Origin of the sequence: Solimonas aquatica (genome assembly GCF_900111015.1) — a bacterium.
Classification (GTDB): domain Bacteria; phylum Pseudomonadota; class Gammaproteobacteria; order Nevskiales; family Nevskiaceae; genus Solimonas; species Solimonas aquatica.
The window spans coordinates 301,208-313,421 of record NZ_FOFS01000002.1 but is presented as its reverse complement, the minus strand read 5'-3'; the positions used below and the strand labels follow the sequence as shown (position 1 = coordinate 313,421).

Sequence of the window (12,214 nt, the reverse complement as noted above, 5' to 3'; positions counted from 1 at the left end):
CGATCCGCCGGCCCAGCCACAAGCCGGAACCGGGCATGGCCGACTGGCTGGAGTCCTGGCACATCGACATCTGGCTGCTGGCACTGCTGCTGGCGGTGGCCACGCTGGGCGTGTTCGTGCAGTACTCGGCCTCCGGCCACTCCATCGAAGGCGTGATCAGCCAGAGCGAGCGCGTCTTGCTGGGCCTGGTGGTGATGGCCGCGATTGCGCAGACGCCGCCGGACCTGTTCCGCACCGTCGCGCCCTGGCTGTACCTGGGCACGCTGCTGTTGCTGGTGCTGGTGGAACTGCTGGGCGATCACGCCAAGGGTGCGCAGCGCTGGCTGGATCTGGGCGTGGTGCGCTTCCAGCCTTCGGAATTCATGAAGCTGGCGATGCCGACCACGGTCGCCGCCTTCCTGCACCTGCGCCGCCTGCCGCCGAGCCTGTTCACCATCGGCATCACCCTGTTCATCGTCGCGCTGCCGTCGGCGCTGATCGCCAAGCAGCCGGACCTGGGCACGGCATTGCTGATCGTCGCCGGCGGCGGCTTCGCGCTGTTTCTCGCCGGCCTGCAATGGCGCTGGATGCTCGGCGCCGCCGCGGCCCTGGGTGCGGCGGCGCCGGTACTGTGGACGCATCTGCAGGAATACCAGCGCCAGCGCATCCTCACCCTGCTGGATCCGGAAAGCGATCCCCTGGGCGCGGGCTATCACATCACGCAGTCGATGATCGCCATCGGCTCCGGCGGCACCTTCGGCAAGGGCTGGCTCAAGGGCACACAGGCCAAGCTCGACTTCCTACCCGAGGCACACACCGACTTCATCTTCGCGGTGTATTCCGAAGAGCTGGGCTTTCTCGGCGTGATGCTGCTGCTGGTTCTGTATCTGGCCATCGTCGGCCGCTGCCTGTGGATCGCCGCGCGCGCGCAGGACACTTTTCAGCGCCTGCTGGCCGGCAGCCTGGCGATGACCTTCTTCATCTACGTGTTCATCAACATGGGCATGGTGATCGGGCTTTTGCCTGTGGTGGGCGTGCCGCTGCCCCTGGTGAGCTATGGCGGCACCTCGGCGGTGTCGCTGCTGGCGGGCTTTGGCATCCTCATGTCCATCCACACCCACCGCAAGCTGATCGCCAACTGATGCGGCCGCTACTGCCCCTGCTGCTCCTGTTGCTGCCGCTGGCGGCGGTGGCCGACTACAGCACGCATCCGCGCGCCGCCGAGCTGCTGCAGCGCCTGCAGGACGACTACGGCTTCAGCCAGGCCGATCTGCCGCCGGTGATCAATGCCCTGCGCAGCGCGCAGCAGCTGCCGCAGCTGATCGAGCAGGAACAGAAGGCGCCGGAAAAAACCGAAACCTGGACGCAGTATTCACGGCGCATCGACGAGGCGCGGGTGCGCGATGGCGTGACGCTGCTGCGCGAACAGCAGGACACGCTGGCGCGCGCCGAATTCGAATACGGGGTGCCGGCAGCGGTGATCGCGGCGATTCTCGGCGTGGAGACGCGCTATGGCCGCGTCACCGGCAAGGTGCGCGTGCTCGACGCCCTGGCCACGCAGGGCTTCGATCATCCCACGCGCAGCAAGTTTTTCTTCGGCGAGCTCGCCGAGTTCTTCGCGCTGTGCCGCGAGCGGGCGCTCGACCCTTGCGAGCTGAAAGGCTCTTATGCCGGGGCGATGGGCGATGCGCAGTTCATGCCCAGCAACTACCGGCGCCTGGCCCTGGACTTCGACGGCGACGGCCATCGCGATCTGTGGTCGCTGCCGGACGCCATCGGCTCGGTGGCGAACTATTTCACCCACTACTCGCCGGACTGGCGCTGGCGGCGCGGCGAGCCGCTGATCGTGCCGGCCCGCCTGAAGGCCGCAACGCTGCCGGCGCAGCTGCGCGTCAACAGCCGCGAGGCTTTTTACCGTGTCGACGAGCTGCAGGCCGCCGGCCTGCTGGCGGAGGTCGCCCTGCCGCAGCAACTGGCGGTGGGCGTGATTGAACTTCCCCTGGACGGCGACGGTCGCGAGTACTACCTGGCGCTACCCAACTTCTACGTCGTGATGACCTACAACCCCAGAATCTTTTACGCCATGGCGGTCGCCCAGCTGGCGCAGAAAATCAGCGCGGCCTATGCCGCCGCCACGCCATGATGCGCTGGCGTCGTGTCTTCGTGCCGGGCCTGCTCGTGCTGCTCAGCGCCTGCGTGAGCGCACCGCCGGCCCGCGCGCCCGGCCGCCCCAAACCCGTGGCGGTCGGTGCCGGCGCCACGGTGCCGCGCACCAGCACGCCGCCGGCGACAGGCGGCAATGCAGCGGCCGGCACGCAGCGTCCGCAGGTGAAGCTCTATGCCCCCGGCACGCCGGATGGCCCGCCCGGCGCCGACGAGATTCCGGGCAACCTGGCCAGCATCCCCGACGCCGTGCCGCGTCGCGAACCCCTGAGCGCTTCCGGCAATCCGCCGGAGTACGAAGCCTTTGGTCAGGTCTATCGCGTCCTGCCCAGCGCCGAAGGCTTTCGCGAGCGCGGCCACGCTTCCTGGTATGGCAAGAAATTCCAGGGGCGCGCCACCTCCAGCGGCGAGCTGTACGACATGTACGCGATGACCGCGGCGCACAAGACGCTGCCGATTCCCTCGTATGTGCGCGTCACCAATCTCGACAACAACAAGAGCGTGGTGGTGCGTGTCAATGATCGCGGCCCCTTCCACTCCGAACGCGTCATCGATCTGTCCTATACCGCCGCCTTGAAGCTGGACCTGATCGGCCACGGCACCGCCGAGGTCGAAATCCTGGGCCTGATGCCGGACGATCAGACGCCGATGCTGGCTTCCGCCGCGCCGGCGGCGCCGCTGCCGCAGATGTCGGCCTCGCCGCCCGCGAAGACCGGCGGCAAGAAGAACGCCGGCAAGCCGATCTGGCTGCAGGTCGCCTCTTTCAGTGAAGCCGGCAATGCGCTGAGCCTGCGCGAGCAGCTGCAGCGTCAGGGCATGCGCCAGGTCAGCGTGCGCGAAGCGCTCGGTGGCCGTCTGCATCGCGTGGTGGTCGGACCGTTTGCCAGCGACGGCGAGGCCCAGGCCAGCATCGACCTGCTGCACAGCGCCGGCTACGCGGCCTTCCATCTGCGCGATTGATGCCCACGCAAGCTCTCTTACCTTCCCCCTGACCGTGACCCGAGCAACGTCCTGCATGATGAACACTCCGCTTCCCCGCCGCCTCGCCCTGCTGCTGCTGTCGACACTCGTGCCGCTCGCCGCGCAGGCCGAACCGATTCCGGCGCCGCCGGACATCCAGGCCAAGGCCTACGTGCTGATGGATTACGCCAGTGGCGAAGTGCTGGCGGCCAGGAACGGCGATGACCGCGTGGAACCGGCCAGCATCACCAAGGTGATGACCACTTACGTGGCCTTCGACGAGATCAAGCACGGCCGCCTGCATTACGAGGACGAGGCGCTGGTCAGCGAGAAGGCCTGGCGTCAGGGCATCGATTCCTCCGAGTCGCGCATGTTCCTGGACGTGGGCAGCCGCGTGAAGATCATCGATCTCTTACGCGGCATCATCGTGGTCTCCGGCAATGACGCCAGCATCGCGCTGGCCGAGCACATCGCCGGCAGCGAGTCGGCGTTTGCCGAGATGATGAATCACGAAGCCAAGAAGCTGGGCATGAAGAACACCCACTTCGTGGACGCCAGCGGCCTGCCCGACCCCGAGCACTACACCAGCGCGCACGATCTGGCGCTGCTGGGCCGCGCCCTGATCCGCGATTTTCCGCAGGACTACAAGATCTATTCCGAGCGTTCCTTCAGCTACAAGATCAAGCACGCGCAGGAGAACCGCAACGGCCTGCTGGTGAAGGACCCGAGCGTGGACGGCATCAAGACCGGCCACACCAATGCGGCGGGCTACTGCCTGCTGTCCTCGGCCAATCGCAACGGCCGGCGCCTGATTGCCGCGGTGATGGGCGCTGATACCTGGGCATACCGCGAGCAGGCCAGCCTGGAACTGCTCAACTACGGCTTCCGTTTCTTCGAGAACGTGCAGCTGCTGGGCGCCGACAAGCCGGCGCAGACCCTGCGCGTGTACAAGGGCGAGCTGGACGAGATCGGCGTCGGCACCCTGCAGCCGGTATCGCTGTCGCTGCCGCGCGGCAATTCCGCGAAAGTGCAGCTGAGCACGCAGATCAAGACGCCGCTGGTGGCCCCGCTGAGCAAGGGCCAGAGCGTGGGCAGCGCCACGGTGACGCTGGACGGCAAGGCCTACACCACGATTCCGCTGGTGGTGCTGCAGGATGTGCCGGCGGGCGGTTTCTTCCATCGCCTGATCGACAGCATTCGCCTTTGGTTCGCGCACTGAGCAAGTCGCGCGCCTTCGCCAGGTAAGAACCACAAAAACCGTAGGGCGGGTTAGGCGCGAAAGCGCCGTAACCCGCCGGCTTTGCAGTTGCTTCTGGTTTGGGCTCTCGATCTGGCCTTGGTTTCGTGCGCCTCCGGCGCCCGAGGTACTTCTCTTTGCACGAGCAAAGAGAAGTGACTCCGCCGCCGGAGGGCGGCGGAAGAAGGCAATAGATCAAGCAAAAAAACTAGCAACAACAGCAAAGCCCGGCGGGTTACGGCGCTCACGCGCCTAACCCGCCCTACCCACTGCGTGTGTGCTGCGGCTTACTTCGCGCGGGCTTCCAGCGCCGCCACGGCCGGCAGCGTCTTGCCTTCCAGGAACTCCAGGAACGCACCGCCACCGGTGGAGATGTAGCCGATCTTCTCGGCCAGACCGAACTTGTCGATGGCGGCCAGCGTGTCGCCGCCACCGGCCAGCGAAAAACCGCTGCTCTCGGCAATCGCCTCGCCCAGGGCCTGCGTGCCGCCGGCGAAGGACTCGAACTCGAACACGCCCACCGGGCCGTTCCAGACGATGGTGCCGGCGCTGCGCAGCTGCGCGGCGAGCTTGGCGCGGGTCTTGGGGCCGATGTCGAGAATCATCTCGTCGTCCTGCACCTCATCGACCTTGCGCACCACGGCATGCGCCTCGGCCGAGAATTCGGTGGCGCAGACCACGTCCTCCGGCAGCGGGATGTCACCGCCGCGCGCCTGGATCTTGGCGCGGATCGCCTTGGCGGTGTCGAGCATGTCCATCTCGCACAGCGACTTGCCGACCTTGTAGCCGGCCGCAGCCAGGAAGGTGTTGGCGATGCCGCCGCCGATGATCAGCTGGTCCGCGACATCGGCGAGATTGTTGAGCAGGTCCAGCTTGGTGGAGACCTTGCTGCCGCCGACGATCACCGCCAGCGGACGCTTCGGCTTGGCCATGGCCTTGCCCAGCGCGTCCAGCTCGGCCGCGAGCAGCGGACCGGCGCAGGCGGCGGGCGCAAAGCGCGCCACGCCATGCGTGGAGGCCTCGGCGCGATGCGCGGTGCCAAAGGCATCCATCACATACACATCGCACAGCGCCGCCATCTTCTTCGACAGCGCCTCGTCATCGTCCTTCTCGCCCTTGAGAAAGCGCGTGTTCTCGCCCAGCGCGATCTGGCCCGGCTCCAGGTTCACGCCGTCGATCCAGTTGCTGATCAGCGGCACGGTGCGCTCCAGCGCCTGCGAGAGCCAGGCGGCGACCAGGGTCAGCGAGGCTTCCGGGTCGAGCTTGCCGGCCTTGGGCCGGCCCAGATGCGAGACCACCAGCACGCTGGCGCCCTTCTCCAGCGCCAGCTTCAGCGTGGGCAGGGACGCGCGCAAGCGCGCATCGGAGGTGATGCGACCCTTGGCGATCGGCACGTTGAGATCCTGGCGGATCAGCACGCGCTTGCCGGCGAGGTCGAGGTCGGACATGCGAAGAACGGTCATGGTCATCTTTCCCAAACAGATTGCTGACAAAGAAAAGCCCCGTGCGAGCGGGGCTTTTCGCAAAACACGGCGGCCTTACTTGCCGGCCACCACGCGCACCATTTCCAGGCACTTGTTGGAGTAGCCCCACTCGTTGTCGTACCAGCTGACCAGCTTGACGAAGGTGCTGTCGAGCTGGATGCCGGCTTCGGCGTCGAAGATCGAGGTGCGGGCGTCGCCACGGAAGTCGGTGGCCACGACCTTGTCTTCGGTGTAGCCGAGGATGCCCTTGAGCGCGCCTTCGCTCTGCGCCTTCATTTCCGCGCAGATTTCCGCGTAGGTGGCGGGCTTTTCGAGTTCAGCGGTGAGGTCCACCACGGAGACGTCGGAGGTCGGCACGCGGAAGCTCATGCCGGTGAGCTTCTTGTTCAGCTCGGGAATCACCACGCCCACGGCCTTGGCGGCGCCGGTGGAGGACGGGATGATGTTTTCCAGGATGCCGCGGCCGCCGCGCCAGTCCTTGTTGCTCGGGCCGTCCACGGTCTTCTGCGTGGCGGTGGCCGCGTGCACGGTGGTCATCAGGCCGCGCTTGATGCCCCACTTGTCGTTCAGCACCTTGGCCAGCGGCGCGAGGCAGTTGGTGGTGCAGGAAGCGTTGGAGATGATGGCCTGACCGGCGTAGGTCTTGTGGTTCACGCCGTAGACGAACATCGGGGTGTCGTCTTTGGACGGCGCCGACAGCACCACCTTCTTGGCGCCGGCAGCCAGATGCTTCTCGGCGGTGACCTTGTCGAGGAACAGGCCGGTGGACTCGATCACCACTTCGGCGCCCACGTCTGCCCACTTCAGATTGGCCGGGTCGCGCTCCTGGGTCAGGCGGATCTTCTTGCCGTTGACCACCAGGGTGTTGCCCTCGACGCTGACCTCACCCTTGAAGCGGCCGTGCACGGAGTCATAGCGCAGCATGTACGCCAGGTAGTCCGGCTCCAGCAGATCGTTGATGCCCACGATCTCGATGTCGCTGCCGAAATTCTGCACTGCGGCGCGCAACACATTGCGACCGATGCGACCGAAGCCATTGATGCCAACCTTGACTGCCATTTCACGATCCTCTGATGTTGTGTGCGCCACTGCGCACTGATGCCAATCCGCTTTCCCGTCACGGGCTTGCCCGCAACCCCTTCAAACCTGGAATTTTACCGCGCCAGCAGCGCCTCGACCCTGGCCACCACCTGATCCACGGTGAAGCCGAAGTGCTTGAACACCGCGCTGGCCGGCGCCGATTCGCCGAAGCTGTCCACGCCCAGCACATCGCCTTCGAAACCCACCAGGCCGCGCCAGCTGGCCGACACGCCCGCCTCCACCGCCAGACGGCGACGCAGCGCCGCCGGCAGCACCGATTCGCGATACGCGGCGTCCTGCTTGGCAAACAGTTCGGCGCAGGGCATGGACACCACGCGCACCGCGCGGCCCTTGTCGGCCAGCTGCTTGGCGGCGTCCATCACCAGCTGCACCTCCGAGCCGGTGGCGATGATCACCGCCTCGGCGGCGGTCTGCGGCTCCAGCAGCACGTAGCCACCGCGCGCGGTGTCGGCCTGCTGCTGCGGGCTGCGGGCCTGCGGGTTGAGGTTCTGGCGCGACAGCGCCAGCAGCGTCGGGCCGTCGCTGCGCTCGATGGCGCTGCGCCAGGCCACGGCGGTTTCGAACTGGTCGGCCGGACGCCAGATCTGCACGTTCGGAATCAGGCGCAAGGACGCGACATGCTCCACCGGCTGATGGGTGGGGCCGTCCTCGCCCAGGCCGATGGAGTCATGCGTGAGCACGAAGATGCTGCGCTGCTTCATCAGCGCCGCCATGCGGATGGCATTGCGCGCGTAGTCGGAGAACACCAGGAAGGTGCCGCCGAAGGGAATCAGGCCGCCGTGCAGGGCCATGCCGTTCAGGGCGGCGGCCATGCCGAACTCGCGCACGCCGTAGCTCAGGTAGTTGCCGGCCAGCTTGCCGGGCTTTACCGAAACATGCCCCTTGAAGTCGGTGCAGTTGGATTCGGAAAGATCGGCCGAACCGCCGAACAGTTCCGGCAGCTTGGCGGCGATGGCGTCCAGGGTCAGCTTGGAAGCCTTGCGCGACGCGACCGGCGCCGTGGCCTTGGCCGCCTCGGCGAGCGCGGTCTCGATGGTCTGCTGCCAGTCGGCCGGCAGCTGGCCGCTCATGCGGCGTTCGAATTCGGCGGCGTCCTGCGGGTAGGCGGCGGCGTAGGCCTTGAACGCGGTCTGCCAGGCAGCCTCGCGCTCGGCACCCTTGGCGCGGGCATCCCAGGCGCTGGCGATCTCGGCGGGAATCTCGAAAGGACCGTGCGGCCATTCCAGCTTTTCGCGGGCCAGCTTGATCTCGGCCTCGCCCAGGGGCGCGCCGTGGCAGCTTTCCTTGCCCTGCTTGTTGGGCGAGCCGAAGCCGATCACGGTCTTGCAGCAGATCAGCGTGGGCTTTTCGCTCTGGCCGCGCGCGGTTTCCAGGGCGCGCTTGATCTCGGCGGGATTGTGGCCGTCGACATTGCGCACCACCTGCCAGCCATAGGCCTCGAAGCGCGCCGGGGTGTCGTCGCGGAACCAGCTGCCGACCTCGCCGTCGATGGAGATGTTGTTGTCGTCGTAGAGCACCACCAGCTTGCCCAGGCCCAGGGTGCCGGCCAGCGAGCAGGCCTCGTGCGAGATGCCTTCCATCAGGCAGCCGTCGCCGACGAAGGCGTAGGTGTAGTGATCGACGATCTTGTGGCCGCCCTGGTTGAAGCGGCTGGCCAGCACGGCTTCCGCGATCGCCATGCCCACGGCATTGGCCAGGCCCTGTCCCAGCGGGCCGGTGGTGGTCTCCACGCCCGGGGTGATGCCGTACTCGGGATGGCCGGCGGTCTTGGAATGCATCTGGCGGAAGTTCTGCAGCTCGCTGATCGGCAGCGGATAACCCGTCAGATGCAGCAGCGAGTACAGCAGCATGGAGCCGTGGCCGTTGGAGACCACGAAGCGATCGCGGTTGGCCCAACGCGGATTGGCCGGGTTGTGGACCAGAAAGTCATTCCACAGCACTTCGGCGATGTCGGCCATGCCCATGGGCATGCCGGGATGGCCGGAATTGGCCTTCTGCACGGCGTCCATGGACAGCGCGCGGATGGCATTGGCAAGCGCAAAACGGGTTGGCATCGTCATCGGCCTTGACGGCAAGAGGGAACCGCTATTGTCCGTGCTGGACGGCGGAGGGGCAAGAAAAAAAACCCCGGGCCGGACCGGGGTTTTTTTTAATGCCTGCCCTGCTTCAGCCGCGCCGCCTGCGGCGCAGCAGCAGTCCGCCCGCCAGCACCAGCAGACTCGGCCAGCCCAGCGCACCGCCGCCGCCACCGCCCGTGCTGCCGCTGCTGGGCGGCACCGAATTGGTGCTGCCGACCGTGACCGTGACCTTGGCCACCGTCGCCGCGCCGTAACGCAGGTCGCTGGAGGTCACGCTGTGCGAGATCTGCGCCGTGAGCGTGCTGCCGCTGGCGGGATTGGCCGAGGACTTCACGTTCACCGAGCGGGTCAGCGTGGTGCTGCCTGCCGGGAACTTCAGCGTTGCCGTGCCGTTGTCGGCCGAGGTGGCGACGACGCTGCTGTCGCTGCTGCTCAGCGCGATCAGCACATCGGCGCTCGGCACCTGGCTCAGGGTGATGCTGTACACGCTGCTGCCGGTGCCGACGATGGCCACGCTGCTGGTGGACAGGGTGATGCCCGCGGTGCTGGCATCGTCATCGACGATGGTCACCGTCGCCGAGTCCGGGCTGGCCAGCGCCACCTTCTTGCTGCTGCCTTCGGTGTCGTTCTTGACCCCGCCCAGCAGCACGCTGAACTGGCGCGAACCGTCCTTGATGCTGTTCTGCAGGATGGGAATGTTCACGGTCTGGCTGCCGCTTGCGCCCGCATCCCACTTCAGGGTGGCACTGGTGGCGGTGTAGTCGGTCTTGTCCACCGCCGCGCCATCCTGCGTGGCGAGGGTGACTTCCACCGCCGCCGAGCTGTCGCCGCTGCGGGTCACCGTGACCGTCAGGCTGCCGGCGGCCTCATTGACCGAGTAGCTGGCCTGCGACAGCGAGAGCACGGTGTCGGCGCTGTCGTCGTCAATGATGCCCACGGTTTCGCTGCCCGGCGTGAGAATGCTGCCCTTGCTCGGCGCGCTCAGATTCACGGTGAAGGTTTCCGTGGACTCGACCACGGCGTCCTGTAGCACACTCACCACGCAGAGCTTGCTGGATTCGTTGGCCGCAAAGCTGAGCACCTGATCGCTGACCACGAAATCGCGGTTCTTGACGGCGGTGCCGCTGCTGGCCGAACAGGTGACGGTGGCGGCACTGCTCAGGTCGCCGGTACGCACCACGGTCAGGCCGAAGGTGCCGCCGGCTTCCGGCACGGCGACGCCCGTCTTCTGGAACTGGAAGCCGCTGGGCAGATCGCCGGTAATGGTGGCGGTCTGCGTGGCGCAGGGGTAGTAGCCACCGGCACTGCCATCCAGGCAGAACGGCGTGCTGCTGCCGCTGGGCTGCACGTCGGCATCGACATTGTCCAGGCCGCTGAGCAGCAGGCGCACGCTTTCATCCGCCTCGCTGAGCGAATCGGCGTGCACCAGCAGCTTGGCGGTGTTGTCGCTGGCACCGACCGCCAGAGGGCTGACGATGACGCTGGACAGCGGTGCGTAGTCATTCAGTTTGCCGGCCAGATCGGGCGAGGCGCTGCCCGGGCTGAAGCTCGACGGCAGCGCCGCCAGACTGGCGTCGATACTGCTCACGCGCAGCGCCGAGGTGGTGGCGGTGCCGACGAAGTTCTTGATCGGCAGCGGCAGCGAGGCATTGCCGCTGGCCGGCTCGCCAATGCTGTAACCGGCGCTGCTCTGCGGCACGAAACCGACCAGACCGTAGCCGCCGAATTCATACGCGCCGATATCGGCCACCGCCAGCCCGTCGCCATTGCCGTCGACCACGGCCGCGCCACGTGCGTCGGCCTTGTTGGCGTCCTTGAGCTGATGGCTGGACTTCACGAAGTCCACGGCCGGGGATTCGGCCACGATGGGCAGCACGCTGGGCGCCAGACCGCGCGAGGCGAAGCCACCGACGCCGCCGCTGGTGACACGGCCGGCGGCGATGTTCCAGAAGATCGTGGCGCTGGGCCGGTAGAGATTCTCGGGCAGCACCGGCGTGGCGCCACCGGCCGTGCAGCTGCCGTCGCTGAACAGGTTGTAGCCACCGGTGTCGGCCACCGTATTGCCAATGATGGCGACGCAGCCGCTACCGCTGTTGTCGGCGACGATATTGCCCACGAAGGGCGCCGTGGCCGTGGCCGGCAGGCTGGCCGAGGCATTGGCGGCGTAGATCGCCGAGCCGCTGCCGGAACCGCTGATCTGGTTGCGGGCGATGGTGTTCCCGATCAGGGTCGCCGGCGGCGTGGTGCCGCCGCCGGACGCACTCAGCACCAGCGCCGAGCCTTGGGGCGCGGTATTGGCCACCACGAAGCTGCGGATCAGGCTCAGACTGGCCGTATCCACCCACAAGCCGCCACCGCCCGTGCCGGCGCTGTTGCCATCCGCCGAGAACGGCAGCTTGGGCGCAGCGGCGTCGGCCGCGACCGTGCCCGTGGCGAAGTAAGGGCCGATGGTGGAGGCGCGGATTTCCACCTTGCCATTTTGAAAGAATGCAGCGCCGCCGCCACCCGTGGCGACATTGCCGCTCAGCGAGGAGCCGCTGATGTAGGCCTCGTGCGCGGCGCCGCTCACGGACAGCGCGCCGCCGACATCGGCGAGGTTGTTGATCAGGCGCACGTTGACCAGATTCAGCACCGACGGCTTGCTGCCGCTGAAGTGGATCGCGCCACCCGCACCGTTACGGGCGGTGGTTCGGGCATCGCCGAAACAGGCCAGGATGTTTTCGAAGCTGACGTTGATCGAACTGCTGCCGCTGGCATCCACACTGAACAGCGGATACACCGTGCCGGCATTGCTGATGCCGTAGCAATACTGATCCGAGCTGCCGCGTGCCACGGAGGCCAGTCGCGCGATATGCGTCGGAGCGCCGCTCCCCAGGCTCCCGGTGATGCTCAGTGATTTGGTGATGGTGGGCAGCGCGCTCTGCACCGCCACACCCTCCACCTGCAGCTGGATGGTGTTGGCGCTCTCGCCATTGGCCTGCGCGGCCTCGATAGCGCCGCGCAGCGTGCAACGCGTCAGCGCGCCCGAAGGGCAGGCCACGCCCAGGCCGCTGAGCGAACCGTCGTCCGTGGCATTGACCACATAAGTGGCGGCGGAAGAAAGCGCGGGCGCGCCGGACAAGAGCAACGCCGAGATCACAGCCAGACCGCGAAGTACGCGCATGTTCCCCAACCTTGATGATTCTTGATCGTGAGCGGGAAATCTTTGGCCG

The 12,214-nt window shown here is 66.9% G+C and carries 8 protein-coding genes; 4 read left to right on the top strand and 4 right to left on the bottom strand.

What is annotated here, in order from left to right; translation table 11 throughout:
• The first annotated feature begins 35 nt into the window (after window positions 1–35).
• Genes rodA through BMY12_RS03975 form a run of 4 tightly spaced genes read left to right on the top strand, consistent with a single transcriptional unit; the run spans window position 36 to window position 4,321 of the window.
• On the top strand, window positions 36–1,121 hold the full coding sequence (gene rodA / locus BMY12_RS03990) for a rod shape-determining protein RodA (RefSeq protein ID WP_436278855.1): 1,086 nt from the start codon (window positions 36–38) through the stop codon (window positions 1,119–1,121).
• A complete protein-coding gene (mltB, locus tag BMY12_RS03985) occupies window positions 1,121–2,122 on the top strand; it encodes a lytic murein transglycosylase B (protein WP_093282337.1) in 1,002 nt (333 codons plus the stop codon). The genes rodA and mltB overlap by 1 nt, the downstream gene beginning before the upstream one ends.
• Entirely contained in the window at window positions 2,119–3,102 is a 984-nt protein-coding gene (locus BMY12_RS20775; RefSeq protein WP_093282335.1) for a septal ring lytic transglycosylase RlpA family protein, read from the top strand. The genes mltB and BMY12_RS20775 overlap by 4 nt, the downstream gene beginning before the upstream one ends.
• A gap of 58 nt (window positions 3,103–3,160) precedes the next feature.
• Window positions 3,161–4,321 carry a D-alanyl-D-alanine carboxypeptidase family protein gene (locus BMY12_RS03975; RefSeq protein ID WP_093282468.1) on the top strand — a complete coding sequence of 387 codons (1,161 nt, stop codon included), beginning with the start codon at window positions 3,161–3,163 and terminating at the stop codon, window positions 4,319–4,321.
• 305 nt (window positions 4,322–4,626) lie between these two features.
• Here BMY12_RS03975 and BMY12_RS03970 read toward each other — a convergent pair whose 3' ends face one another.
• The 4 genes from BMY12_RS03970 to BMY12_RS03955 all read right to left on the bottom strand — a co-directional run bounded on the left by BMY12_RS03970 (window position 4,627) and on the right by BMY12_RS03955 (window position 12,165).
• Complete coding sequence (locus BMY12_RS03970) at window positions 4,627–5,802, bottom strand: phosphoglycerate kinase (RefSeq protein WP_093282465.1); 1,176 nt, start codon at window positions 5,800–5,802, stop codon at window positions 4,627–4,629.
• A 75-nt stretch (window positions 5,803–5,877) separates the two neighbouring features.
• Window positions 5,878–6,882 (bottom strand): type I glyceraldehyde-3-phosphate dehydrogenase, encoded by a 1,005-nt coding sequence (gap, locus tag BMY12_RS03965; protein ID WP_093282332.1) that lies wholly within the window; start codon window positions 6,880–6,882, stop codon window positions 5,878–5,880.
• 95 nt (window positions 6,883–6,977) lie between these two features.
• The gene (gene tkt / locus BMY12_RS03960) at window positions 6,978–8,978 is read right to left on the bottom strand and encodes a transketolase (protein WP_093282463.1); all 2,001 of its coding nucleotides are present in this window, start codon (window positions 8,976–8,978) and stop codon (window positions 6,978–6,980) included.
• A 112-nt stretch (window positions 8,979–9,090) separates the two neighbouring features.
• Window positions 9,091–12,165 (bottom strand): Calx-beta domain-containing protein, encoded by a 3,075-nt coding sequence (locus BMY12_RS03955; RefSeq protein WP_093282330.1) that lies wholly within the window; start codon window positions 12,163–12,165, stop codon window positions 9,091–9,093.
• Window positions 12,166–12,214: the final 49 nt, after the last annotated feature.